The organism is Aminobacter aganoensis (assembly GCF_014206975.1).
Classification (GTDB): Bacteria; Pseudomonadota; Alphaproteobacteria; order Rhizobiales; family Rhizobiaceae; genus Aminobacter; species Aminobacter aganoensis.
The window spans coordinates 97,241-121,961 of sequence record NZ_JACHOU010000001.1 but is presented as its reverse complement, the minus strand read 5'-3'; the positions used below and the strand labels follow the sequence as shown (position 1 = coordinate 121,961).

21 protein-coding genes and 1 pseudogene are annotated in these 24,721 nt (G+C 64.3%); 2 read left to right on the top strand and 20 right to left on the bottom strand.

Annotated features, from left to right (window positions below):
- Window positions 1-238 precede the first annotated feature (238 nt).
- Together GGR00_RS00610 and GGR00_RS00605 are read right to left on the bottom strand one after the other, a co-directional pair.
- Window positions 239-1,516 (bottom strand): NAD(P)/FAD-dependent oxidoreductase, encoded by a 1,278-nt coding sequence (locus tag GGR00_RS00610; protein WP_210314931.1) that lies wholly within the window; start codon window positions 1,514-1,516, stop codon window positions 239-241.
- A 27-nt stretch (window positions 1,517-1,543) separates the two neighbouring features.
- The gene (locus tag GGR00_RS00605) at window positions 1,544-3,511 is read right to left on the bottom strand and encodes an alpha/beta hydrolase family protein (protein ID WP_184697091.1); all 1,968 of its coding nucleotides are present in this window, start codon (window positions 3,509-3,511) and stop codon (window positions 1,544-1,546) included.
- Between the two features lie 311 nt (window positions 3,512-3,822).
- On the opposite strand from GGR00_RS00605, the gene GGR00_RS00600 reads away from it, so the two are divergent.
- Window positions 3,823-4,482, top strand: a complete 660-nt coding sequence (locus tag GGR00_RS00600) for a TetR/AcrR family transcriptional regulator (RefSeq protein WP_055976529.1) — start codon at window positions 3,823-3,825, stop codon at window positions 4,480-4,482.
- A 20-nt stretch (window positions 4,483-4,502) separates the two neighbouring features.
- On the opposite strand, the gene GGR00_RS00595 is transcribed toward GGR00_RS00600, so the two are convergent.
- The 14 genes from GGR00_RS00595 to GGR00_RS00530 form a co-directional block, all read right to left on the bottom strand.
- Window positions 4,503-5,021, bottom strand: coding sequence for a hypothetical protein (locus GGR00_RS00595; RefSeq protein WP_184697088.1), 519 nt, complete (start codon window positions 5,019-5,021; stop codon window positions 4,503-4,505).
- Entirely contained in the window at window positions 5,014-7,893 is a 2,880-nt protein-coding gene (locus GGR00_RS00590) for a sarcosine oxidase subunit alpha family protein (RefSeq protein WP_184697085.1), read from the bottom strand. Before GGR00_RS00590 ends, GGR00_RS00595 begins: the two co-directional genes overlap by 8 nt.
- Window positions 7,890-8,159 carry a sarcosine oxidase subunit delta gene (locus GGR00_RS00585; RefSeq protein ID WP_055976520.1) on the bottom strand — a complete coding sequence of 90 codons (270 nt, stop codon included), beginning with the start codon at window positions 8,157-8,159 and terminating at the stop codon, window positions 7,890-7,892. The genes GGR00_RS00590 and GGR00_RS00585 overlap by 4 nt, the downstream gene beginning before the upstream one ends.
- Window positions 8,160-8,180: 21 nt before the next feature.
- Window positions 8,181-9,434, bottom strand: coding sequence for a sarcosine oxidase subunit beta family protein (locus GGR00_RS00580; RefSeq protein WP_184697082.1), 1,254 nt, complete (start codon window positions 9,432-9,434; stop codon window positions 8,181-8,183).
- A gap of 53 nt (window positions 9,435-9,487) precedes the next feature.
- Window positions 9,488-9,649, bottom strand: coding sequence for a hypothetical protein (locus tag GGR00_RS00575; protein ID WP_156381264.1), 162 nt, complete (start codon window positions 9,647-9,649; stop codon window positions 9,488-9,490).
- 158 nt (window positions 9,650-9,807) lie between these two features.
- Window positions 9,808-11,415, bottom strand: coding sequence for a GMC family oxidoreductase (locus GGR00_RS00570; protein ID WP_055976514.1), 1,608 nt, complete (start codon window positions 11,413-11,415; stop codon window positions 9,808-9,810).
- Complete coding sequence (locus GGR00_RS00565) at window positions 11,412-12,926, bottom strand: FGGY-family carbohydrate kinase (RefSeq protein WP_184697079.1); 1,515 nt, start codon at window positions 12,924-12,926, stop codon at window positions 11,412-11,414. Before GGR00_RS00565 ends, GGR00_RS00570 begins: the two co-directional genes overlap by 4 nt.
- A gap of 107 nt (window positions 12,927-13,033) precedes the next feature.
- On the bottom strand, window positions 13,034-13,879 hold the full coding sequence (locus tag GGR00_RS00560) for a class I fructose-bisphosphate aldolase (RefSeq protein ID WP_055977636.1): 846 nt from the start codon (window positions 13,877-13,879) through the stop codon (window positions 13,034-13,036).
- Window positions 13,852-15,579, bottom strand: coding sequence for a glycerol-3-phosphate dehydrogenase/oxidase (locus GGR00_RS00555; RefSeq protein WP_055976510.1), 1,728 nt, complete (start codon window positions 15,577-15,579; stop codon window positions 13,852-13,854). Before GGR00_RS00555 ends, GGR00_RS00560 begins: the two co-directional genes overlap by 28 nt.
- Window positions 15,580-15,600: 21 nt before the next feature.
- Window positions 15,601-16,590: an aldo/keto reductase gene (locus GGR00_RS00550; protein ID WP_055976507.1), complete on the bottom strand. Its 990-nt coding sequence runs from the start codon at window positions 16,588-16,590 to the stop codon at window positions 15,601-15,603.
- Window positions 16,587-17,567 carry a sugar-binding transcriptional regulator gene (locus tag GGR00_RS00545; protein ID WP_184697076.1) on the bottom strand — a complete coding sequence of 327 codons (981 nt, stop codon included), beginning with the start codon at window positions 17,565-17,567 and terminating at the stop codon, window positions 16,587-16,589. Before GGR00_RS00545 ends, GGR00_RS00550 begins: the two co-directional genes overlap by 4 nt.
- Before the next feature lie 14 nt (window positions 17,568-17,581).
- Window positions 17,582-18,568: an ABC transporter permease gene (locus tag GGR00_RS00540; RefSeq protein ID WP_055976500.1), complete on the bottom strand. Its 987-nt coding sequence runs from the start codon at window positions 18,566-18,568 to the stop codon at window positions 17,582-17,584.
- Between the two features lie 19 nt (window positions 18,569-18,587).
- Complete coding sequence (locus GGR00_RS00535; protein ID WP_184697074.1) at window positions 18,588-20,126, bottom strand: sugar ABC transporter ATP-binding protein; 1,539 nt, start codon at window positions 20,124-20,126, stop codon at window positions 18,588-18,590.
- Between the two features lie 80 nt (window positions 20,127-20,206).
- A complete protein-coding gene (locus tag GGR00_RS00530; RefSeq protein ID WP_055977634.1) occupies window positions 20,207-21,235 on the bottom strand; it encodes a substrate-binding domain-containing protein in 1,029 nt (342 codons plus the stop codon).
- A 270-nt stretch (window positions 21,236-21,505) separates the two neighbouring features.
- On the opposite strand from GGR00_RS00530, the gene GGR00_RS00525 reads away from it, so the two are divergent.
- A complete protein-coding gene (locus tag GGR00_RS00525; RefSeq protein WP_184697071.1) occupies window positions 21,506-22,126 on the top strand; it encodes a class I SAM-dependent methyltransferase in 621 nt (206 codons plus the stop codon).
- Between the two features lie 22 nt (window positions 22,127-22,148).
- On the opposite strand, the gene GGR00_RS00520 is transcribed toward GGR00_RS00525, so the two are convergent.
- The 4 genes and pseudogenes from GGR00_RS00520 to blh all read right to left on the bottom strand — a co-directional run bounded on the left by GGR00_RS00520 (window position 22,149) and on the right by blh (window position 24,707).
- Window positions 22,149-22,577, bottom strand: coding sequence for a DUF6691 family protein (locus GGR00_RS00520; protein ID WP_184697069.1), 429 nt, complete (start codon window positions 22,575-22,577; stop codon window positions 22,149-22,151).
- Window positions 22,578-22,579: 2 nt separating this feature from the next.
- Complete coding sequence (locus tag GGR00_RS00515; RefSeq protein WP_184697066.1) at window positions 22,580-23,008, bottom strand: YeeE/YedE family protein; 429 nt, start codon at window positions 23,006-23,008, stop codon at window positions 22,580-22,582.
- Between the two features lie 12 nt (window positions 23,009-23,020).
- On the bottom strand, window positions 23,021-23,371 hold the full coding sequence (locus GGR00_RS00510; protein WP_184697063.1) for an ArsR/SmtB family transcription factor: 351 nt from the start codon (window positions 23,369-23,371) through the stop codon (window positions 23,021-23,023).
- Window positions 23,372-23,375: 4 nt separating this feature from the next.
- Window positions 23,376-24,707: pseudogene (gene blh, locus GGR00_RS00505) on the bottom strand (bifunctional sulfur transferase/dioxygenase Blh).
- Window positions 24,708-24,721: the final 14 nt, after the last annotated feature.

Genomic DNA, 24,721 nt, shown 5'->3' with positions numbered 1-24,721 from the left:
CGTGCCAACGCCTCCCTGCAGGCACGCAATCAACGTCGTTTCCCTGTCGACACAGAAGTCTTCCAAACCACCCTCCTCGTCCCGGCCGCGAGGTTACGGGCGCAGGCCCGACCCTCGTCATTGGCGGTTTTGTTGTTGTTGCCAACCAGCCAGAAACTGGAAGCTAGCGACACTGTTCACATATGTCTAGTACGATCAGTACCAAACGCGCTGCTTTGTGCAATTGAGGAAATTGCGTCTATTGCCGCAGCGAAACCGGGCCCGCCGGCTGGTGCCCGGACCAAGCAGGCAGGGCAGCCGCAATCTCGGCCTCGGTCGCGTAGGAATCGCGCGCAAAGCGGTCGAGGCGGAAGCGCGTCGTGTCGACAAAAGGCTTCTGGCCGAGGATCAACTCGGCGGAAAGCCGACCGAGGCCAGGGCCGTGGCTAACACCGGTTTCGTTGTCGCCGCCTACCGCCACGACGTTGGTGGTGCCTGGGACGTGACCGACGATCAAGCCACTGTCCGGTGTGTAGCAAGGCACGCCCTGGGCCCAGCTCGACACCTTCGAACCGCGAAGCGGCGGGAAGATCTTCTGGAGCTGTGCCAGTTCGACGTCGTCCATCGCCTGCATCAGATCGGCATTGCGCGGCTGGCCGGGTTCGATCCAGTCGTCGCCGGTCTGGTAGTATGGCTGGTAGTGGCGGCCGGTGCCCCACATGACCGCGCCGAAACTTTCGCGCAGCCAAAGGCGCAGTTCGCGGCACTGCACGGTCGGCAGCGTGGATGGAAGTCCGCGACCGTCGGTGACGATGCGTGTCGCCATCACCCTGAGCAGCGGCAAACGCCAGCCGAGGTCCCTGAGCACTTCGTTGTTCCAGGCGCCAGCAGCGACGACGACGCCATCGACCTCGAATTCGCCCTTGTCGGTTTGGATCTTCACATGGCTTCCGGCATCGTAAATGCCAGTGACTGCCGTTCCATTGCGGAACACGCCACCCATCTTGACGATCTCGTCGACCATCACCCCGGTCGCAAGCCTGGTGTCGAGCTGTATGCCGTGCGGATTGAAAGCGCCGGAATGCACCTGGGTTGCGTCGATCAGGCCCCTGGTCTTCTCGCCGATCTGCCGGGCGGTCAGATCCTGCATTTCCGCTGGCGCATGGGGTGAATCCAGGACGGGGCGAACGAAGCGTTCCCGGCCTGCTTCAGTCAGCGCCATCATCAGAGTACCGTTCGGGCGATAGCCGATCTCGACACCGACCTCATGGATCGCGCGATAGAAGTCGAGGCCGTATTGCTGAAGCTGCAGCCCCTCTTCGCCAAGCGGGAACATGCCGGCGGACCAATGCGAGACAAACCCGGCGCCCGCCCCTGTGGTTGCGGCGGCTGGTTCGCGCGCTTCGATGATGGTGACCTGCCGCGCCCCCGCCTTCAGCAGATGAAACGCTGTCGAGCAGCCGATGATGCCGGCGCCGATGACGGCGATGCGCTTGCCAGCGTGCCCCACTTCGGCGGAACCTGTCGTTGAAGCCAATTTTTCCTCCCTTGTCGCTGCGCCTGGCTAGTTGGCCGGACGCACATGCTGGTCGAGCCACCACAGGATGCGGGCGGCACTGTCGAGATATTCCGGGTAGCTGCGGATGCTGTGGCCGGCATTCGGATAGACGACGAGCGAACTTGGCGCGCCGGACCGGATCGCCGCGAAATGGCATTCCTCGGCCTGGCCGACCGGCGTGCTGCGGTCGAGGGCTCCCGCCATGACCAGCATCGGAACCGGGACCTTGTGCTTGAAGAAGGCGGGGCTGCGCGAAAAATAGGCACCGTCGGCCGCCCAGGGCGACGCCTCGAGCATGATCTCGTCGAATTCGGGGATCTGCGACGTCCGATGCTGGCTATACCAGTCGCCGACGGGCGAAATCGGTATGGCGGCAGCGAAGCGATCGCTTTGCGACGGCAGCCACGCGGACATGAAGCCGCCATAGCTGGTGCCGGTGACGGCGATCCGCCTGTCGTCAGCCCATCCCTTGGCGACCAGCGCGTCGATGCCGCTGATGATGTCGAGCGCGTCGGCACCACCCATGTCGCCCTTGACCGCGCGGGCGAAGGCATCGCCCCTGCCCGTGCTTCCCCTGGGGTTGGGCAGGAAGATCGTCCATCCCCGGCTGGCCAGCAGCGGAGCTGCGCGCATCCTTGCCATCCAGCGATTGCGGTGCGCCGAGATCGGGCCGCCATGGATGTCGACCAATAGCGGCGTTGGACCTGTCGCGCCCTTGGGACGTACGACCCACCCCAGGATTTCCAGCCCGTCCGGCGCGCTCCAGCTGACCGGTTCGATCTGCCCACAGTCCGACATCGCCTCTTGCGCCCGGGGTGCCGCCAACGATGCAACCTCGCGAATGGTGCCGGAGACAATTTCGGCCAGGAAAGGCGCGCGCGAATAGGATTCGGCGACGAACAGGCTGCCACTCGCTCCGATCGGATAAGAACTGGGGACCCATTCTCCATTGGTGACATCGCTGGACGACCAGCTTTCGGCGGCGACGGAACGTTCGAGGTCGTAGTCGCCGGTCGCCGTTTGGTGACCGCGCGCACCCGCGAAATGAATGACCGTCGGCGAGCGCCATTCGATCGACGTCACGTCGATGCCCAGAGTATCGGCGGTTTCGACCTTGCCGGTTTTCAGGTCCAGGATGGTCAGCCGGCCGGAGACCAGGCCCCGGTCGCTGCAGAATGCCTCGATGAAAGCAATGCTGCCGCCGTCTGCAGCGCCCCTGGCGCAACCTAGCTGGTCGACAGGCGTGTGGAGCGCCGTCACAGCTCCCGACCCCACATCGACAAGCGAAAGGCCGGCCTCGTACCAACTGCCTTCGCTGTGACGATCGCTTGCTATGGCGGCAATCGTGCCGTTGCCGCACCAGCTGGCTTCCCACACATTCAGAGGTGGCTTGGTGAGGCGCTGCGGTTCGCCCTTGCAGTCCCATGTCCAGACGGTACGCCAGAGTTCGTCACCCTGCTCGGAACGTACCTCTGGCAGCCATGCCGGACCGTTGGACATCACCTTCTGGCTATAGCCACCGTGGATGCCGGCAAGATCTGCAGCCGCGCCGGCAACCACCACAAGCAAGGACGCGCCATCCGGAGACCAATCGATCTGCTCGACGCGCCCCGGCACTGCCTGCGCATTTATGTGCGCATCGGCCGACCACAGCTCAATCCGGTCAGCTGCAGGATCGTCGCCGGCGCATGCCACCGCCAGGATCTGGCCATCGCGAGAGAGCCTGATCTGCCGTGTCTCGCGCTCATTGAGGCATTCGAGGCCGCCGCCATTGCGAACCGTCCGGCAAAGCCTGCTGGTCACGCCCTCTTCCAGGGATTTCGCGAAACTCTGGCCGATGAAATAGAGATGCCTTGCATCCTCGTGGCCGCACAAGGAACGGGCGCCGAAGACGTGCCCACCCGGCGCCAACAGCGCGCCGTAAAATGTCTGTGTCGCCACATACTCAGGCGACGAGCGAAAATCGCGGTCCATCAGGCTTCCCCCACCGACGGCATCATCACCTCGGCAAGGGTCACTTCCCCCTCACCCGCTAAGGCTTCGCCACGTCAGCGAGGCAACATTGCAGCCAATTCGATCGCTGTCTAGACATATGTGTACTTTCGCGCCATGTCTGGGAAGAAAGGTTGCTGCAGCGGCATGGGATGCAGGGCGCAGTCGCTCCGAACGAGCCGCGACCTTGCACAAAATAGTCGATGCGAAGAGCCAACAGTTGCTCGTATAACGATGAAAACCAAAGGGGAGCGCCAGTGCCATCATCGCAAAGCAAGGAACCGGAACAGACTGTGTCCCAAGACGTCGATGCCACTGGCGACAGCTCGTCGCGAACCAGCAAGAACGACTGGCTGAACCTGGCGATCAAGACGCTGATCGATGACGGGATCGACGAGGTCAAGATCCAGGTGATGGCCAAGAAACTCGACGTCTCGCGCTCGAGTTTCTACTGGTTTTTCAAGAGCCTGCAGGATCTTCATGACCAACTTCTGCAGAATTGGTTGCAAAACAACACCGCCCCGATCATCGAACACGCGATGCGTCCCGCGCCCACCATCAACAGGGCCATCTTGAATGTCTTCGAGTGCTGGGTGGACGAGCGCCTGTTCGACCCGAAACTCGACATCGCCGTGCGGTTGTGGGCGCGACGCGAACCGGCTGTGCGTGCCGTGGTGCATGAAGCGGACAGGCGGCGCATCGACGCCATCAAGTCGATGTACCTGCGCTACGGTTACGACGACGAAAATGCCTTCATCCGCGCCCGCGTGCTCTACTACATGCAGATCGGCCACTACACGCTCGACCCGGACGAAACGCTCGATGCCAGGGTCTCGCACGTTCCGGCCTATCTGCTGGCCTTCAGCGGCCAGGAGCCCGGCCCCCAAGACATCGACATATTCGACGACTTCATCGCCCGTCTGAACAGCTCCCGATCGGGTCCGGAGGACTAACTTTCAGGCTTGCGCGGCTATCAGGTTGCCGCTACGGTTGCTGCCCAGGTCCAGAAATAGGCCGCAAGGCCGCGATCGACATGGACGCGCAGCCTCTCGCCGTGGCGATAAACGACGGCATTCATGCCGGCAAACGAGATCGCCGCCGAGGCGCTTGCCTTGCCCGGGTCAAGAGTGGTGGCGCGCGGGACAAGGTCGGCGCACGCAGGGCCTTCGAAGTCGAAAATCATTAGCCCCGCGCTCACGGTGGTTACGGCGAACCCTTGCTCGTGCCAGCCTTGAGCGACAGGGGACGGAACCGCTGAAACGACCAGCAGTCGGTCACGCGCGACCTGAATCGTGCAGGTATCACCCGTTGCCGTGCCGAATGCGCCTACCGGCTGGAGGGGTATGCGCGACGCCTTGCTCCAGGCCACGAGATCGCCGCTGACCAGAAACTGGTGCAAGCCGGTCAGCGAACGGATCGCTAGCCCGGGCGTGTCGATAACCGCAGTCCGCCAATCCGGCATGGCTGTCCATTTTTCGGCAAGATTACGCATTGAGCCGCTCTCCTGAAGGATCGAAGGCGCAAGGGCCGGTGATCGTCGCACGCCTCACCATGCCGAGATGCTGGATGTCGACGGCCTCGCCATGGCGGGCCGCCCCGCGCTCGATCAGGCCAAGCGCTATCGGCCGACCCATCGTCGGGCTGTGATAGCTGGACGTCACGAACCCCTGGCTCCTGAGCTTGCCGCCCTCACGCGAGATCGCGTTCGCGCCGGTGGCCAGCGGCTCTTCGCCTCGAGCGACGGCAAGGCCGACCAACTGCTGCCGGTTGCCAGGCATGGCCACGTCGGTGAACAACGAACGGCGGCCGACATATTCGCCCTTGCGCTTGGCACGTGGCCCATCGACACCGAGGTCATGCGGCAAGGTGGTGCCGTCGGTATCCTTGCCTATGACGATATAGCCCTTTTCGGCGCGCAGGATCATCAAGGCCTCGAGCCCGATGGTCACCGCATCGAACGCCATGCCGGCTTCGTGCATGCGTGCCCACAAAGGCTCCGCCCGGTCGGCGCGGATCGAGACCTCATAGCTGCGGTCGCCGGTGAAGCTGACGCGGGCGACACGGACCGGATCTGTTGCGAACATGCCCTCGGCCATCGCCATATGAGGCAAGTCGGCGTCATCGAGCGACAGGCCGAGACCCAGCGTCGCCAGCAGTTTCTTGGCGTTCGGCCCGGAAACGGTCAGCGTCGCCATCTCCGAGGTGGCGTTGTGGACATAGACGGCATCACGGCCGAAGCGATCCTGCCGCCATTCCTCGAGGCGGGCATGCACTGAAGCGACATGCGAACTCGAGCAGGAAACGACGAAGCGGTACTCGTCCAGCCGCACAAGAATGCCGTCATCGAAGACGACGCCGTTTTCCGACAGCATGAAGCCGTAGCGGCAGCGGCCCGGCTTCAGCGTCGACATGGTGTTGTAGTAGATGAAATCGACGAATTCCGCCGCCTTCGGTCCCATGACCTCGATCTTGCCGAGCGTCGAGCCGTCGAACAGGGCAACCGACTGCCGGGCACGCCCGGCTTCGTCCTGGATCGCGCAGTCCGCGTCGGCATCCGCGCCGCCGTAATGGGCAGGCCGCAGCCAGCCGCCATATTCCTGAAAGACAGCGCCGCGGGCACGATGGACGTTTTCAAGCGGCAAACGACGCACCGGTGACATCAGTTCGCCGCCACGCGCACCGGCAAAACTTGCCAGCGGCACCGGGGTGAAAGGCGGGCGGTAGGTGGTGGTGCCGACCTCGGGCACCGTGCGCCCGGTGACGGCGCCCATCAATGCAAGACCGACAAGATTCGAGGTCTTGCCCTGGTCCGTCGCCATGCCAAGCGTGGTGTAGCGCTTGAGATGCTCGACCGAGATGAAGTTTTCGCGCGCAGCGAGTTCGACATCCTTGGCAGTGACATCGTTCTGATAGTCTATCCAGACGCGGCCCCTGGCATCCGGGATCGGCCAGGCAGCAAGGATACCGCCGGTCGCTTCCACACCCGTGCTGCGCGGCGCCGCGGTCGCGCCGGGCATCGCCTTGGCGGCACTTTCAAAAACGCCGGACAGCGAGACCGCGCCTGCCGCCGCACCGGCGACGGCCATGCCCTCGACCGGATCACCTGGCAGGAAGGCAGCCTGAGCCTCGCTCCAGGCGAGCTTGCCCCTGGCCTGGCAAAAGAGATGGATGGTCGGCGTCCAGCCGCCGGAAACCACCAAGCAGTCGGCATCGAGCAAGGTGCCTTCATCCAGGACGGCACCCTCGACGCGCATCTTTCCACGTGCCGCAGCGACGCGGCGGCCAGCCGTCAGGCTGACGCCCTCGGGCACTGCGGGAGTTCCGTCCTTGCGGCTGTCGACAAGGGTCACATCGGCGCCGGCTTCGGCCAACGCGCGTGCGACCTCGTAGGCGCTGTCGTTGTTGGTGGCAACGACCACGCGCCGGCCAACGAGCACGGCAAAGCGCCTGAGATAGACCAGCGCCGCATCGGCCGACATGATGCCCGGCAAATCGTTGTTGGCGAAAGGCAAAGGCCGCTCGATGGCGCCGGTCGCAAGCACGATCCGGCGCGGCCTGACCCGCCAGAGCGTATCGGGCCTGCCGTCGCCGTGACGCTGGTTCAGCCCGACGAGATTATGGTCGTAGATGCCGAAAGCGGTGGTGGACGGCAGCACAGTGTGCCCAGTCGCAGACAGTGCGCCAATTGTCTCGGCGGCCCAGGCTGTGGCGGGCCTGCCGTCGATTTCGCCGGTGCGATGGTTGAGCGATCCGCCAGGCTCATGCTGGTCATCAACCAGAATGACCGACTGGCCGGCACTGGCGGCGAGCTTTGCCGCAGCAAGGCCGGCAGGTCCGGCACCGACTACCAGCACGTCGCAATGACGGTTGATCTGGTCGGCAGCAGCAGCAGGCGATTGCCAGCGTGCGTCGACCTCGCCCAACCCCGCGACCGCCCGGATGCGCGGCTCGAACAGGTGCCAGTCCGGCCACATGAACGTCTTGTAGTAGAAGGCGGCAGGAATGAAGCGCGAAAAGCGGTCGATGAAAGCGTTGCGGTCGACAGCAGCGTTCGGCGACGCGTTGACGCTCTTGGCGATCATGCCGTCGAGGACCAACTCGGTGGTGGCGCGCGTGTTTGGTGTCCTGGCCACACTGCCCCCGACGTCGACCAGCGCGTTGGGCTCTTCGACGCCAGCGCCCCAGATGCCTCGCGGGCGATGGTACTTGAAACTGCGGCCGACCACGGCGACATCGCTCGCAAGCAGAGCGGAGGCGATGGTGTCGCCTTCAAATCCCTGCAGTTTGCGGCCGTCGAAGCTGAACGAGACCGGGCGGGAGCGGTCGATGGAACTGCCGCCGGAGGACAGGCGCGTGGCGGTCATCGTGCGTGCCCCGCGCCATCAAGCGACGTCGAGGATACGACCTCGTGGCCGACACTGTCGCGCTCCATGACAAAGAACTCGCCGCAGTTCATATGCACCCACACTTCCCGGACCGCACCCTTGGGATTGTCGCGCATGTAGAGATAATTTGCCCAGCGATCAGCCGGCACGTCGGCGCCATCGGGCCGGATGTTTCCGGCTTCACCGCCAAAATGGAACTCGGTCTCGTCGCGGGTGCCGCAGAACGGGCAGTGAAAAAGCTGCATGGTTTACTCCAGGTCGACGACCTAATGGGCGATGCCGGACCCGGCGGCTTCGTCCAGCAGGCGGCCGGTGGCGAAGCGATCCAGATCGAAGGGGCGGCTGATGTCGTGATGCTTGCCGGTTGCCAGGAGATGGGCGAGCAAGACGCCACCGGCGGGAATGGCCTTGAAGCCCCCTGTGCCCCAACCGCAATTGAGGAAGAGGCCGGGCAGCGGCGACTCGCCGATGATCGGCGAAGAGTCCGGCACCACATCAACGATGCCGGCCCATTGCCGCATCAGCTTGAGCTGGCCGAAGGCCGGGAACATTTCGAGCAGGCCTGAAATGACGCCCTCCAGCGTCGGCAGGTTGCCGCGCTGGCCATAGGATGGAACGCGGTCGAGCGCGCCGCCGATCACGATCTCGCCCTTGTCCGACTGGCTGACATAGACACCGGTTCCCGGCGACAAGACAACGGTGTCGAGCACCGGCTTGACCGGTTCGGAGACGCAGGCCTGAAGCGCATAGGAGTTGATCGGCAGGCGGAAGCCGGCCTTGGCTGCAAGCACTGAGGAATGGCCTGCGACCGCCATGCCTATTCGGTCGGTGCGGATCGTGCCGCGCGACGTGTGCACGCCGCGACAGCGTCCGCCCTCGACGATGAAGTCGGTGACCTCGCAATTCTGGATGATGTCGACACCCAGCGCGCCGGCAGCACGCGCATAACCCCAGGCCACCGCGTCGTGGCGGGCCGTACCTGCCCTGCCCTGCCAGACGCCGCCGAACACCGGAAAACGCGCATCGGATGCCAAGTTGAGAAGCGGTGCCACGCGGCGGACATCGTCGACCGAGAACATCTCGGCGTCGACGCCATTGATCTGCATCGCATTGACCGTGCGTGCGCCAATCTCCAATTCGCCGGTGCTGTGGCACAGGGACACCATGCCGCGCTTCGACAGCATGACATTGTAGTTCAGTTCCTTCGAGAGCCCTTCATAGAGCCGGTGCGCAAGGCCGTAGATCGCCACGCTCTCGGGATAGTAGTAGTTGGAGCGCACAACCGTGGTGTTGCGGCCGGTGTTGCCGCCGCCGATCCAGCCCTTTTCAAGCACGGCGATGCTGGCGATGCCGTGGGTCTTGGCGAGATAGTAGGCAGTCGCCAGCCCATGACCGCCGCCACCGATGATCACTGCGTCATAGGTCTTCTTGGGCTCCGGAGAGCGCCAGGCAGGCTGCCAACCCTTCTGGCCGGTCAAACCTTCCTTGATCAGCGAAAATGCGGAGTAGCGGCGGGTCATTGAACCATTCCTGGAAAACTTCCGTGTTGTGCCCGATCCGGATGTAGCGAAGCTTACATCCGCAACCCGAGGCCTTGCGGATCATAGACCGAGGGTTGGACCATGTGGGCTGCACGCTCGGTCAGAACGACATCCGTCCAAACGCAGTTCGCCAGATGAAAAATCACCGAGGCGCCAGCCGCGCCTTCGCCGATCGTCACCGCCCTGGATTTCATCGCAGCGCTCCCCCGTTTCCGGTAGGACTAACGATAATAGACATTTATGTCCAGATGCTGGGCGCAACGGGAGTGGATCGATGTTGTCAGCCCTGCTGGCGCGGTGGCATCCACCGCGTGCCCGCGCAAACATGTCGTCGCCTGCACTGCTGGCAACGTTACCTGTCGGCAAGGATCATCTCCGACGCCTTTTCGGCGATCATGATGACGGGCGAGTTGGTGTTGCCCGAGACAATCGACGGCATGATCGAGGCGTCGACCACGCGCAGGTCGGACAGGCCATGGACTCGAAGCCGCCCGTCGACCACCGATGTGGGGTCCGAGCCCATCTTGCAGGTGCCGACGGGGTGGAAGATCGTGGTGGCGATGTCGCCGATCTTGTTCAGCACGTCAGCGTCGCTGGCGATGGCCGGTCCGGGCAGGATTTCCTCGGGCGCGAAACGCTCGATGGCCTTTGTCGACATCAGCCGGCGCACATGGCGAATGGAGGCCACGGCAACATTGCGGTCGCCTTCGGTCGACAGGTAGTTCGGGCGGATCGCGGCCGGTGAGCGCGGATCGGCGGAAACGGCATGCACCGTGCCGCGGCTTTCGGGCCTGAGGTTGCAGACGGAAACCGTCACCGCCGGGAAGCGGTGCAGCGGTTCCCCCAGTCGATCGGTGCTGAGCGGCTGGACGTGATATTCGAGGTCGGGCGTCTCAAGCCGCGGGTCGCTGCGGGCGAAGATGCCGAGCTGGCTCGGCGCCATCGACAGCGGGCCGGAGCGCTTGAGCGCATATTCGATGCCCATGCCCGCGCGGCTGAAGAGATTGTGGTAACGCTGGTTCAGTGTCGAGGCGTTCCGGACCTTGAAGACGGTGCGGATCTGCAGATGGTCCTGCAGCCCCTCGCCCACGCCATCGAGCCGGTGCGCGACATCAATGCCGAGCTCCGACAGCACATCGGGCCGGCCGATGCCCGACAGCTCCATGATCTTGGGCGAGTTGATGGCGCCGGCCGCCAGGATCGTCTCGCCGGCCTTGGCCTCAAACAGCTTGCCGTCCAGGCGGAAGACGACGCCGCGCACCTGACGCCCGTCGAGCACCAGCCGCTCGGTCTCGGCGCCAGTGACGACGCGCAGGTTTGGCCGGTTGAGGATCGGCCGCAGGAAGGCCTTGGAGGTGTTCCAGCGCACGCCCTTCTTCTGGTTGACCTCGAAATAGCCGGAGCCCTCATTGGTGCCCCGGTTGAAATCGTCGGTGCGCGGAACGCCGATCTCCTCGGCGGCATCGCGGAAGGCGTCGAGGATCGGCCAGGACAGGCGCTGGCGCTCGACTCGCCATTCGCCGCCCTTGCCGTGACCGGCGGACGCTGGACCGTGATAGTCCTCGGACTTCAGGAAATAGGGCAAGACGTCGTCCCAGCCCCAGCCGACATTGCCGGCCTGGCGCCAGCCGTCATAGTCGGCGGCCTGGCCGCGCATGTAGATCATGCCGTTTATCGACGAGCAGCCGCCCAGAACCTTGCCCCTGGGATAGTTGAGGGCACGGCCATTGAGGCCCGGTTCGGCCTCTGTCTTCATCAACCAGTCGGTGCGCGGATTGCCCATGCAGTAGAGATAACCGATCGGGATGTTGACCCAGTGATAGCGATCGCTGCCGCCGGCCTCGAGCAGCAGCACGCGGTTTTTCGGATTGGCAGACAGGCGGTTGGCGAGCACGCAGCCGGCCGAGCCGGCTCCGACCACGACGAAATCATATGTGCCGAAGTCGTTTGCCGCCGTCATACCTCAACCTGTTCGCTCGCCATGCTCTGCCACAGAGGCGTCATCGCCTTGTTGATCTCGCCATAAAGCCGGTAGCGCCGTCCATAGGCCAGCGCCACCCCGCCATTGGGCTGATAGTGGCGCGCCACAGCCGTCATGGCTGCCGCGCCCTCGGCGAAGTCCCTGAACACGCCAACGCCAGTGGCGGCGGCGATGGCAGCACCGAGCGCACCCGTCTCGCGGCTGCGCGCAACGGTCACCGGCAGGCCCAGCACGTCGGCGAAGATCTGCGGCCAGATGGCGCTGCGCGAGCCGCCGCCCGACAGCACCGCCTCGTCGATCACCGCACCTGCGGCGCGTAGCGTTTCGACGTGACGCCGATGCTCGAACACCACGCCTTCGAACAGCGCCCGCAGCAGATGGGCTCGGCTGTGCCAGCCGGCGATGCCGTAGAAGCCGGCGCGGGCCTGGCCATTGACCTGCGCGCCATAGAGATAGGGTTGGTAGATCGGCACATCACCGGTGGGATCGACCGAGGCGACCAGCTCACCGCAGAGTTCGAAGGGCGAGCGGCCGGATTCGTGTTCGTGCTCGAAGAATTCGCGCACGATCCATTCGAGATTGGCGGCCGATGTCGCGCTGGACTCGATCACCAGGTACCGCGCGGGATCGTAGGTCGACAGCATGAAGATCGAGGGGTCGCGGATCGGCTCGTCGGTGATCACCTGGTTGATGCTCCAGGTGCCGGCGATGATCGATGCAGCCCCCGTGCGGGTGACGCCCGAGCCGATCGCGCTGGCAACCACGTCGAACAGCCCGGCGATGACGGGCGTGCCGTCCGCCAAACCGGTCAGGCGTGCAACCTCAGGCGAAATGCGACCGGCGATCTCGGCCGATTCCAGCACCGGCGGAAGTATCGGCTCACATTCCCCGAGGCCGTAGGCGGCGAGTAGCCGGCCGTCATAACGACGCCCGGGCATGGCCAGCAGGCCGCAACCCGACATGTCCGTGGCGTCTGTCGAGCGTGCATCGGTCAGCCGGTTGACGACGAAATCCTTGCACAGGAACACGGTGCCGATGCGCCCGTAGAGCATGGGATCGTGGCGCTTCAGCCAGGCCAGCAGGGTCGGCGTCTGCGCCGCCCAGGGCTTCTGCAGGCAATAGGGATAGGTGCGCTCGCCGACACCCTGCCTTTGCCATTCCGAGACGAGCGTTGCGGCGCGGGTGTCGAGGGACTGAATGCCGACAAGCGGTTCGCCGTCGCTGTCCAACGCATAGAGCCCGTTGCCGTGGCCGGCGCAGCCGACGGCCAGGATCTTGCGCGCATCGACACCGGCACGCGTGATGCACTGACCGATGACCTCGACGGCATTGCGCCACAACTCGCCCAGATCGCGCTCGACGTGACCGGGCTTGGACATGCACGACTTGCCGTCCTTGGCGGCCAGTGCCAGTTCGCGGCCTTCGAGGTCGAACAGCACGGCCTTGATGACGGTGTTACCGGCATCGAGGCCGAGAATGTATCCTGCCATGAGTCCCTCCCAAGGCCTTCGAGCCGATCCGCCTCCATCGATGGGGACCAGGCTCCGTTTGTCTCTCGAATGCGCGCAAGCCCTTTCCCGGCTCGCGAGTCCTCGGCCTAGCTTACGCTGCTGTAGCGATCCCATGCGGTAGCGCCATCGGCACCCTGATGGATAATCGCCATCAGGCCGGCGACAACCGCACGCGGATTGGCGTGCTGGTAGATGTTGCGGCCATAGACCATGCCGTGGGCGCCCTGCGCCATCAGCGCCGCCGACTTGTCGAACACGACCCGCAGATCCTCCTTGCCGCCGCCGCGCACAAGAACCGGACAGCGCGCGGCCTCGACGACGCGGTGGAATTCGGCTGCCTCGGTGGTCGGATCGGCCTTGACGATGTCGGCGCCCATCTCGCGCGCAAGCCGCGTCAGCGTCACGATCTTCTCGGCATCGCCATCGACCATGTAGCCTCCGCGTTCGGAGTTGGGCAGCATCGCCAGTGGTTCGATCATCAGCGGCATGCAGTATTTGTCGCAGTCGGCGCGGACGCGCGCAATGTTCTGCACGCACTGGCGGAACAGGTCCGGCTCGTCGGGCAGCATGAACAGGTTGACCACCACGCAGGCCGCATCCATCGCCAGCGCGCCGATCAGCGGCTCGTGCTCGTTCTGCAGCAGCGCCCACATGTGGCGATGACGGGTCTTGTTGTAGGGATTGCCCATGTCAATGCGCATGACCAGCGCCGGCTTGTCCTTGCCGGGACGCTCCTGCAACAGGTCGGCCTGACCGAAATTCATCTGGATCGCATCGGGGCGGGCCGCGACCAGCTGGTCGACTACGCCGGCGACATCTTCCAATCCGTCGAGGAAGGACGGTTCGTTGCAGACGCCATGGTCGATGGCGACGTCGAGGCAACGCCCGTTGGCGAACAGGCGGTTCATGCGGACTTTAGGGCTGATGCGCATTCTGCGCTCCTTTCGGATCTTGCTGAGAGCTTGGTGGCGTCGAGCCCGTGCCGGCTTTCCAGCAGGGCGAGGAAATCGTCGCGCTCACGGGCGCGGCGGGCGGCATCCCAGCCCTTGGCCGCCGCGAGGATGTCGATGGCCTCGGCGATGAGGTCTGACGTGAGCTTGCCGGTCACGCCGATGGTGGTGCGCCGAAGAAGCAGATCGTCGAGTTTTTCGACATGCTCGCGCGCAATCAGCTGCCGGAGCTCGCCAACCGAATAGCTGCAGCCTGAAAGCATCTCGTCATCGCCGAGACCGCCGGCGACTGTCGCAGCGTCGGTGCCATAGCGCTCGAACAGCTCGCGCATACGCGGCATTGCCAGTCCCGAAAGTGCCGCTTTCTTGGCGATCCAGCGTTCAGCATCGGCAGGAAAATCACGGCCGCCGCCGATCGCCATATCCTCGGTGTTGCTGACCCGCTTCATGCCAAGCCGTTGCAGCGCCATGTCGGCCGCCAACGCGCCGAAGGAGCGGAAGGTGGTCCACTTGCCGCCGATCATGCACAACATTTCGGGCAACGCGCCGTTGCCCGGCACCGCCTCGCAGAAATGGTCGCGCGGGATGCGGCCGGTGAAGCTGTCGTCGCTGGCCGGAAGCGGACGCACGCCGGCGAACTGGAAGACGATTTCCTCGGGCGCGATGCGAATATGTGGAAAAACGAAGGCCAGCGACTGCAGGATGTAGTCGCGCTCGTCGGTCTCGCAGCGCACCTGGTCGGGATCGTCGACACGGATGTCGGTCGAACCCACCAGCACGTTGCCGAGATAGGGAAACAGGATACAGATGCGCCCGTCCTCGTTCTCGTAATAGATCATGTGGCCTGAGAGCGCGTCGTGCAGTTCGCTGTTGGCGACGATCAGATGCGAGCCCTTGGTGCCGCCCATCATTTTGGGCATCGAAGCGCCTAGGCCCGCATTGGTCAGGTCGATCCAACCGCCTGTCGCGTTGACGATCAGCTTCGGATGGAGCCGGACCGTCTCGCCGGTCAGCGTATCGGTCAGCACCACGCCGTCGGCGTCGCCGCTGACTTGCGCATGGTTCAGCGCCCGCGCCGCGGGATTGGCCGCCAGCGCGTCGTTCAGCATCTCGACACCCAGCCGTTCGGGCCGGCTGACCCAGGCGTCGTAGTAGGTCGCCGAATTGCGGATATCGGAATTGATTGCGGGCCAGGTCTTCAGTGTCTCGGCCCGGCTGCGGAAAATGTGCTTGGGCATCAGCCTACGGCTGGCGGTCAGCATGTCATAGACGGCAAGGCCGGCCTTGATGACCACCGCACCCCGCCGGCCCGGCCGGCGGGTCAGGCCGAGGAAGCGGAAGGCACTGTTGGTGATGCCGGACAATACGTCGAAGATCGGCACTGTCGTTGGCAGAGGTGCCACGAAATGCGGGGCATTTTTCAGCAGCCTGTCGCGCTCCAGCAACGACTCCCGCACCAGCTTGAACTCGCCGTTCTCGAGATAGCGCAGGCCGCCATGCACCATGCGCGACAGGGCCGCACTCGCCCCCGAGCAATAGTCGCCCTTTTCGGCCAGGAGCACATCGACGCCCTGCAGCGCCAGCTCGCGGAAGACGCTGATGCCGTTGATGCCGCCCCCGATCACGAGCACGGCGGGGCCGTTCCGGCCCTTGAGGCCGGCTATGGTTTCGCTGCGATTCATGGTGAGGATGGCTTCCTTCGGTCAGGCGTCCATGGCGACGAGATGCCTGGAAATGGCGTTGTCGAGGGCTGCCAGATCGTCGGCATCGAGCCTGATCTGGCCGGCCCGCGCATTGTCGAGCGCCTGCGCCGGGTTGCGGGCGCCGCACAGGGCGAAGGTGATGCCGGGCTGGGCCAGCGTCCAGGCGATCACCACCTGCGCCATGCTCGCCTTGTGGCGGTCGATGACAGGCATGATCGCAGCCTTGAGTTCCGCCACCTTCTGCCTGTTGGCTTCCGAGAAGCGCGGATTGTCCTTGCGCTGATCGTCGCCCTCGAACCGCCTAGACGGGTCGATGGCGCCTGAGAGCAGGCCGAGCGCCAGCGACGAATAGCTGAGAGTGGCGACATCGTTGGCCCGCGTGATCGGCAAAAGCGTGCCCTCGATCTCGCGATCGATCATCGAGTAACGCTCCTGGATCGCGTCGAGCTGGCCAGCGGCGATATAAGCCTTCATCTCATCTGGATCGACATTGCTCGCGCCGATGGCGCCGATCTTGCCTTGCTGCTTGAGCCGCAGGAGCGTGTCCATCGTCTCGGCGACCGGCGTCGTCGGGTCCTGCCAATGGGTGATGTAGAGGTCGATGCGGTCGGTGCCGAGACGGCGCAGGCTCTGCTCCACTTCATGGGCGATGCCGTCGGCGCCGAGATAGCGATGAACAGACAGCCCGTCCTGATCGAAAAAATGGTTGCCCTTGCCGGAATGCCAGTTGAGCCCGCATTTGGTGGCGATCACCACCTTGTCGCGCCGGCCGCGGATGGCCTTGCCGACAATCTCCTCGCTGCGCCCAAGGCCGTAGGCGGGCGCGGTGTCGATCAGCGACACGCCGGCGTCGATGGAGGCCTGGATCGCGGCAATCGAGGCCTCCTCGTCGGTCCCGCCCCACATCCAGCCACCGATGGCCCAGGTGCCGAGACCGACGCCAGATGCGGCGATGCCCGAGCGACCGATGTTGCGAACAAGCTGGCTCATGGTCTTTTTCCTTCGGCGAGTTCCAGGACCTGCAAGGCCGTGGCTTCGTCGGTAACGATGGTTTCGAGGTGGTGGCCGCGCATGGCGCTGAGGATGGGGGCGACCTTGCTTGTGCCGCTGGCGATGCCGATGGTGCGCGGGATGGTGGCAAATTCTTCGAGCGTCAGCGACACCAGGCAACGGTTGAGGCTGTAGTCGCAGACCTTGCCGTCGGCATCGACGAGATGGGCGAGAAGCTCGCCCGCCGCGCCTGAGCGTTCGATGGCCTGCCGGTCCGTGCTCGACATGGGATGCAGGTCGTAATAGCTGGAATCGTCGGTCAGGATCGAGCCTATGCCGACCACCGCGACATTGGCCTCGCGCGCCTTGCGGAACACGTCGGAGACGGAGCTGACCCCCATCAGCATGTTGCGCTGCTCGGGGCTGTCGGCAAACAGCGGCGCGTGCACCTGATAGGCGCGGCCGCCGAGCTTGTCGGCCAGCAGCGACGCCACGTGGTTGACGTCGGTATAGTGCTTGCCCTGTACCAACCCGGTCGCCGGGATGACCTCGACCTTGACCTGGCGGCCACCGTTCAACCCGGCGACCACGGCCGAAACGCCCTTGCCGCCGGTGATGGAGATGGTGTCGCCATCCTTGATCGTATCCTGCAGCAGCGTCGCTGCGGCTTCGCCAACACGTTGCAACGCCGTCTGCGGATTGTCGCCGAGCGAAGGAACGACCACGGCGCGCTTGAGCCCGCCCAGCGCCACCAGCCTTGCCTCGATGTCGACCAGATGCTCGATCGGCGATTTGATCCTGATCTCGACCAGACCCATCTGGTGGCCGCGCTTGATCAGGCGGTTGACGGTGGCGTGAGAGATGCCGAGTTCATGGGCGATCTCCGCCTGGGTCTTGCCTTCCATGTAGTGGAGCACGAGCGCCTGGTGCATCTGGCGGGCGCCGGAGATTTCGTCGCGTGAGCTGCCGTTGGCCATTGTCCGTCTCCCCTTCATGCCTTCCTGCGGTGAAGCAGGTGGTCGATGGAGACGGCGGCGAGCAGGATGCAGCCCTTGATCATGTCCTGCCAGTAGACCGAGATGTCGAGCAGGATCAGCGAGCTGGTGACCACCGACAGCAGCGCCATGCCGAGGATGGCGCCGAAGATGGTACCCGAGCCGCCATTGAGCGATGCCCCGCCGATGACGGCTGCGGCGATGATGTTGAGTTCCATTCCGGCGCCGAAGGTAGGCGTCGCAGCACCAAAGCGAGACATGTAGATGACACCGGCAAAGCCTGCGAGCGTCGAACTCAGCACCGTCACCCAGAATTTCACCTGCTTGGTGCGGATGCCCGAATACTGGGCCGCCTTTTCGTTGGAGCCGGTGTAGAACACCTTGCGGAACGCGGTCGCCCGCCGCAGCAGGAAGTCGAAGACCGCAACCACCACCACGAAGATGATGATGACATAAGGGACGCCCTGGAAGCTGCCCTGGCCGATCGCCTTGAAGGCCGGCGGCAGGGTGAACAGCGACAGCGGCGTGCCCTTGGTGACGATCAGGCACAGGCCGCGCACGATCACCATCGCCGCCAGCGAGGTGATGAAGTGGTTGAGCCCGACCACGGTGACGAAGAAACCCATGACCGCACCGATCAGCGCGCTGACGGCGATGCCGATGAGGCTTGCGGTCCACGGGTCGAGCCCGGCCAGGAACAGGGCGCCGGACACGACCATCGAAAAGGCGACGACCGAGCCGACCGACAGGTCTATGCCGCCGACGATCAACAGGATGGTCATGCCGACGACGACGATGCCCTCGATGGAGAAACTCATCAGCATGGCGCGGAAGTTGCCCCATGTCAGGAAGTGCGGCGAGGCGAACGACATGGCGATGCACAGCGCCAGGATGATGACGATCAGCCCCGCCTCGCGCATCGAGCCCAGCCGCGCCAGGTTCCAGCGCGCGCCCTGCCCTTCGGTCTTGATCTGAGCCGTCATGATCGGTGCTTCCGCTTCCCTAGGCGACATTTTGAGCCTGCTGCTTGGTGTTCTGTGAGTTTGAAACGCCGGAGGCGAGCATGATGATGGCTTCCTCGCTGAGTTCGTCGGCCACGAGTTCGCCCGCTACCCTGCCCTCTCGGACCACCAGCACGCGGTCGCACAGGCCGATGAGTTCAGGCATTTCGGAGGAGATGACGACGATGCCGACGCCGCGCCTGGCAAGGTCGCGCAGCAGGCGATGGATCTCGGCCTTGGCGCCGACATCGATGCCGCGCGTCGGCTCGTCCATGATCATCACCCTGGGGCCGACCGACAGCTGCTTGGCGATAGCCACTTTCTGCTGGTTGCCGCCGCTGAGCGTCGAGACGGCCGCACCCACGCCCGCCATGCGCACGCCAAGCCGCTTCGCCAGTTCCGTCGCCTGGGCGGTTTCGGCACGACGGTCGAGCAGACCGAGCTTTCCCGTGAGCTTGCCGAGGTCGAGTGCCGAAACGTTGGCCGCGATCGACATGTCGAGGAAGACACCCGAGCCCTTGCGGTCCTCGGAGAGATAGACCAGGCCGGCCTTCACCGCGTCGGCATATGCGGAAATCCGAACAGGCTTGCCGTCGATTTCGACGTCGCCTGAAGCCGACGGCCTGAGGCCGCACAGCGTCTGCGCCATCTCGCTGCGGCCCGAGCCGATCAGGCCGCCGATGCCGAGGATCTCGCCAGCACGGAGCTCCAGGCCGACGTCGAAGCAGCGGCTGCCGTCCGACAGGTTGGAAACCTTCAGCAGTGGCTGGCCAGGCGCTTCGTCCGCTGCGAGCTTGTCGGGATAAAGCTGGGCGATCTCGCGGCCGACCATCTTGCGCACGATCTCGTCGGGCGAAGTCGCCGCAATCTCGTCGGTGGCGACGTAGCGGCCATCGCGGAATACAGTCACCCGGTCGCACAGCGAGAATATCTCGGCCATGCGGTGGCTGATGTAGATGATGGAGATGCCGCGCGACCTGAGTTCGCGGACGATAGCGAACAGGCGCTGCGCCTCCGGCTCGGTCAGTGCCGCCGTAGGCTCGTCGAGGATCAGCACACGGCAGTCGAGCGTCAGCGCCTTGGCGATCTCGACGAGTTGCTGGTTGGAAATGGAGAGGTCACCGACCTTGGTGCGCACCGGGATGGGCGCCAGAAGGTCCATCACCTTTTGCGCCTCGGCCTGCAGGGTGCGGAAATTCATCAGTGGCGCGCGGCGGGTGTTGATCGCCGGCATGAAGATGTTCTCGGCCACCGTCGCATCGGGGCAGAGCGCGATCTCCTGGTGCACCAGCGCGATGCCAAGCCGCTGGGCTGCGGCTGGATTGGCAATCACGGCGCGCTCGCCTGATATGCGGATATCGCCCTCGTCGGGCTGGAGCACGCCGGCAATGATGTTCATCAGCGTCGACTTGCCGGCGCCGTTCTCGCCGCAGAGCGCGTGCACCTCGCCGGGGGCGAGCGAGAAATCGATGCCGGTCAGCGCCTTGATGGCGCCGAACGACTTCGAAACTCCTGATATCTCGAGAATGGGCGTCGACATCGGTCAACCTTTGCGGGTCTGCGATGCCGGGGCAGGACGCCCCGGCGGTCTGTCAGCAAGGCATGAAAGGACGGGGAAATCTATTCCTCGATGCCCTTGGTGCCGCGGCGCTTGAGATACTTGTCCCAGTAGAAGTCGTCGGCGTTTTCGGCTGTCACGATGGAGAAGCCGTTGTCGACGAAGGGCACGCTCATGCCGTTGGCACCCGAACGCTTGGTGTCGTTCATCGGATCGATCAGTTCGGGATGCTTGGCCAGCCACAGCAGCATGAAGCCCATGTAGCCCTGCATGCCCTGGTTGGGGTTGACCGAGCCGTAGATCTCGCCGGCCTTGATCATGTCGAGGATCTTGGCGTTGACGTCGGCGAGCATGACCTTGATCTTGCCGCCGCCTTCCTTGGCCGCCTGGGCCGCGCCGATGGCCGAATTGGCTTCAGGCATGAACACGGCGCCGAGGTCGGGGTGCGCCTGTGCGAGGCTGAGAACGGCCTGATAGGCCTTGGTCGGATCCTGGTTCGAGGCAGCGCGGCCGACCAGCTTCATGTCGGGCCACTTGGCTTCCATGCGGGCGACGAAGGCGTTGACGCGCTTGTCGTGGTTGTCCTGGCCGGGGTTTTCGAGCACGGCGTATTCGCCCTTGCCGTCCATCGCCTTGGCAACCGCATCGGCGGCATAGGTGCCTTCGGCCAGGTTGTCCGAGGTGATGAAGGAGACGCGCTTGGAATTGGGCGAGTCGGCGGCGAAGGTGACGACGGCCGTGCCCTGCTCGATGGCACGATTGATCGGCTCGATGAACGGATCGGAGTTCATCGGGTGCACCAAGATGCCGGCCGGCTTCTGGGCCAGCGCCTGGTCGAAGGTGGCGATCTGCTTGTTGACGTCATATTCCGGCGTGCCGGTATAGGCCGTCTCGCAGCCGAACTGCTGGCCGGCCTGCTTGAACATCTCGTAGACCGGGAACCAGTATTCGACGCCCGACACCATGACGTTCATGACGTATTTTTCACCGGGCGCGCATTTGAACGGGTTTTCGGCCGCCTGGGCATGGCCCGCGCCGAGAATGGTCGAGAGTGCGGCCGCGGCCGCGAAAGTGCTCAGAAATCTACGCAAGTTCCCTCCCTTGGCCGAAGCCAGATCAATGACCTTCGCCAACACCTGAAGTGCTGTGCCATATGGATTGATTGTCCGAACTTCCTCCCGAAGCCCGGTGACAGTAAGAATTGCAGCCTTGCGGCGTGATGTCAATAAAATTCACTATATGAAATATATTTCATGCATTGACCGAGGTCAAGACTATTTCAGCCATCACCACACGCCAGGGAGCTTGGCCACTGCCCCGTTCCAGCGTTAGGCTGCTCCAACAGAGTGGAGCATCATTCCTTGACCGACGCACGCACATCCCACTGGGACAACATCTACGGCACCAAGGCGGAAACCGACGTCAGTTGGTTTCAACAGACGCCCGAACCGTCGCTGACGTTGCTCGGGCTCGCCGGCGCCAAGCCGTCATCGGCGATCATCGACATCGGCGGCGGCGCTTCGCATCTGGTCGACGCATTGCTCGGCCAGGGGTTCGGCGACATCTCGGTGCTGGATATCTCACAGGCCGCGCTCGATGCGGACAAGGAGCGGCTTGGTGCTGCGGCGCAAAACGTCCACTGGATATGCTCGGACGTGACTGCGTGGCGGCCGGAGCGACGTTACGACGTCTGGCACGACCGCGCCGCTTTCCACTTCCTGACCGATCCGGCCGACCAGGCGGCCTATGTGTCAGCCCTCAATGGTGCGCTCGTGGCCGGCGGCCATGCGATCATCGGCACCTTTGCCCCGGACGGGCCCGAGAAATGCAGCGGCCTGCCGATCGTCCGGCACGATGCCGACAGCATCGGCAAGCTTCTGGGCGACGACTTCGTATTGCTCGACAGCCGTCGCCACGAGCACAGGACGCCATGGGGCAGCGTGCAGCAATTCCAGTTCGGCACCTTCCGCAAGCGGACCTGACAGGCGCTGGCCGGAAACGAAATCAGGCGGACGCCGCAACCCTGCGTGCCGCCATCATTCGTGCCAGCCACATGCCGAGAAACATCATCGGCACGAAGGCATAGGTGCCGACAGCGCCCATGCTCACGGCAGTCAGCGCCGGACCTGGACAGAACCCGCCAAGACCCCAACCGATGCCGAAGATTGCCGCCCCTACAAGCAGCTTGCTGTCGATGGATGTGTTCGTCGGCACATGAAACGACGCGCTCGCCAGCGGCTTGGGCTGCCTCAAGACAAGGCGATAGCCAAGGAAGGCGGTGACGACGGCGCCGCCCATGACGAAGGCCAACGATGGATCCCAGGTGCCGGGCAGGTCGAGGAAGTTCAGCACCTTGGCCGGATCCGACATTCCCGAAACCACAAGGCCAATACCGAAGAGCAGGCCGAGCGCGAGATTGACTGCGAAGGACATGATCAGACCCCCAGCACGTGCCGAACGGCAAAGACGGTGGCGAAGGCCGTGGCCATGAAGGTGAGCGTCGCCACGAGCGAGCGCAGCGAAAGACGCGACAGACCGCAAACGCCGTGGCCGCTGGTGCAGCCATTGCCGTAGACCGAGCCGAAGCCGACGAGCAGACCGGCAAGCGCCATCAGCGGCAGGTTCGAGGAGACGGTCTGGACCACGTCCGTGCCGCTCACGGCGGCATAGGCCAGCGGTCCGGCGACCAGACCGATAACAAAGCCGAGTCGAGAACGGAAGGCGCCGTCGAGATAGGGTGGCAACAGGCGCGCGGCAATGCCGCTGATGCCGGCAATGCGCCCTTCCCAGGCCATCAGCAGGACAGCCGAAAGCCCGATCAGGACGCCGCCGACGGTGGAGGCGATGGGGGTAAACTCAGTCATGTCTTTGCCTTGTCATCGGGCCTGTGCCGCCTGGCGTAGCTTGCCGTCGCCGTTCGGATCGCAAAACAACGTGTAGAGCAGCGAGACGACAGCCCTCACCCGCTCGTCTGCGAGGCGGTAGAAAACGGATTTCGATTGCTTGCGGCCGACGATCAGGCCGGCATCGCGCAACTCGGCGAGTTGTTGCGACAGGCCGGGTTGCCTGATACCGAGGCCATCTTCCAGTTCACGCACCGAGCGCTCGCCTTCGACGAGCGCGCAGGCGATCATCAGCCGGTTCGGATTGGCGAGCTTCTTCAGGAATTCCGATGCCTCTCCTGCCCGGTCGAGCAAATCGGAAACCGGCTGCGGTCCCTCGGCCATGTCGCTACCCCCAGTTTGCGCCCTGCAGGGCGTCGAGCGGGAACTTCAGGTAACGCTTGCCGTTGGCTTCGGGCTCCGGCAAGCGTCCGCCATTGATGTTGATCTGCAGCGCATGCAGGATGAGCTTCGGCATCGGCAGCGTCCTGTCGCGCGCCTCCCGTACGGCGACGAAATCCGCCTCGGTCAAAAGCTTCGAGATGTGCGTATTGCGCGCCTTCTGCTCGGCGACGGTGCTTTCCCATTGCGGCTGGCGCCCGCCCGGCTGGTAGTCGTGCCCGGTGAACAGGCGCGTGTCGTCGGGCAGCGTCAGGATTTCCTGGATCGACTGCCAGAGCCGCTTGGCGCTGCCACCGGGGAAATCGGCACGGGCTGTGCCGCTGTCTGGCATGAACAACGTGTCGTGGATGAAAGCGGCATCGCCGACCACATAGGTGATCGAGGCCAAGGTGTGCCCCGGCGAAAACAGCACACGCCCTTTCAGTTCGCCAATGGAGAAAGTCTCGCCCTCAGCGAAAAGCCTGTCCCATTGCGAGCCGTCCTCGCTCAGCTCGGGCCAGTTGTAGATGGCCTTCCAGAGCTTCTGGACGTCGACGATGCGCGCGCCAATGGCCGTCGGCGCACCCGTCTTCGACTTGAGATAGCGAGCCGCGGAGAAATGGTCGGCATGCGGGTGGGTGTCGAGGATCCACTCGACGGTCAGCCCCTGTTCCTCGATGAAGTCGAGGATGCGGTCGGCATTCGTTGTCGCCGTCGAGCCCGATTTCTCGTCGAAATCGAGCACGGGATCGATGATCGCGCACCTCTTCGAGGCCGGATCGGCGACGACATACTGCACCGAGAAAGTCCGAGGATCGTAAAATGCGGTCACTTCGGGTTTCAGAGTCATGGCAAGCCCCACCGTGATCCGGTTCGAAAGTCAGGAATTGCTGCGCAGCCAATCCTTGGCGCCGGCAAAATTGATGCCGAGCCGCTGGCCGACCGCGTCGAGTTCGTCAACCGACATCCTGTTGTCGAGCACTTCGCCGATCGCCCACAGGGTGGCCGAGCGCGTGCCGCCCTTGCAATGAGCGAAAACTGGTCCCTGCGCCTCGGCCACGGCCTTCTGGAAGGCGCGCACAGCCTCCAGCGTGTAGCGCCCCGGCGCGACCGGGATGTTGACGAAGTCCATGCCCGCCCGCGCTGCGCGCTCGGCAGCTTCGGCCATGCTCGGCTGGGTCGGATCCTCATGCTCGGGACGGTTGTTGATGACCTTGCGGATGCCGGCCTCACCGGCCGCGATCACGTCGGCGTCGGTTGGCTGGCCCGAGACCCAGAGTTTGTCGGTTACCTTGATCATCGCACATCCTCTCG

Excerpts from the sequence above, each read along its gene's own strand:
- GGR00_RS00605 (WP_184697091.1), bottom strand. The coding sequence starts at position 3,511 with ATGGACCGCGATTTTCGCTCGTCGCCTGAGTATGTGGCGACACAGACA.
- GGR00_RS00595 (WP_184697088.1), bottom strand. The coding sequence starts at position 5,021 with ATGCGTAATCTTGCCGAAAAATGGACAGCCATGCCGGATTGGCGGACT.
- GGR00_RS00590 (WP_184697085.1), bottom strand. The coding sequence starts at position 7,893 with ATGACCGCCACGCGCCTGTCCTCCGGCGGCAGTTCCATCGACCGCTCC.
- GGR00_RS00585 (WP_055976520.1), bottom strand. The coding sequence starts at position 8,159 with ATGCAGCTTTTTCACTGCCCGTTCTGCGGCACCCGCGACGAGACCGAG.
- GGR00_RS00580 (WP_184697082.1), bottom strand. The coding sequence starts at position 9,434 with ATGACCCGCCGCTACTCCGCATTTTCGCTGATCAAGGAAGGTTTGACC.
- GGR00_RS00575 (WP_156381264.1), bottom strand. The coding sequence starts at position 9,649 with ATGAAATCCAGGGCGGTGACGATCGGCGAAGGCGCGGCTGGCGCCTCG.
- GGR00_RS00570 (WP_055976514.1), bottom strand. The coding sequence starts at position 11,415 with ATGACGGCGGCAAACGACTTCGGCACATATGATTTCGTCGTGGTCGGA.
- GGR00_RS00565 (WP_184697079.1), bottom strand. The coding sequence starts at position 12,926 with ATGGCAGGATACATTCTCGGCCTCGATGCCGGTAACACCGTCATCAAG.
- GGR00_RS00560 (WP_055977636.1), bottom strand. The coding sequence starts at position 13,879 with ATGCGCATCAGCCCTAAAGTCCGCATGAACCGCCTGTTCGCCAACGGG.
- GGR00_RS00555 (WP_055976510.1), bottom strand. The coding sequence starts at position 15,579 with ATGAATCGCAGCGAAACCATAGCCGGCCTCAAGGGCCGGAACGGCCCC.
- GGR00_RS00550 (WP_055976507.1), bottom strand. The coding sequence starts at position 16,590 with ATGAGCCAGCTTGTTCGCAACATCGGTCGCTCGGGCATCGCCGCATCT.
- GGR00_RS00545 (WP_184697076.1), bottom strand. The coding sequence starts at position 17,567 with ATGGCCAACGGCAGCTCACGCGACGAAATCTCCGGCGCCCGCCAGATG.
- GGR00_RS00540 (WP_055976500.1), bottom strand. The coding sequence starts at position 18,568 with ATGACGGCTCAGATCAAGACCGAAGGGCAGGGCGCGCGCTGGAACCTG.
- GGR00_RS00535 (WP_184697074.1), bottom strand. The coding sequence starts at position 20,126 with ATGTCGACGCCCATTCTCGAGATATCAGGAGTTTCGAAGTCGTTCGGC.
- GGR00_RS00520 (WP_184697069.1), bottom strand. The coding sequence starts at position 22,577 with ATGTCCTTCGCAGTCAATCTCGCGCTCGGCCTGCTCTTCGGTATTGGC.
- GGR00_RS00515 (WP_184697066.1), bottom strand. The coding sequence starts at position 23,008 with ATGACTGAGTTTACCCCCATCGCCTCCACCGTCGGCGGCGTCCTGATC.
- GGR00_RS00510 (WP_184697063.1), bottom strand. The coding sequence starts at position 23,371 with ATGGCCGAGGGACCGCAGCCGGTTTCCGATTTGCTCGACCGGGCAGGA.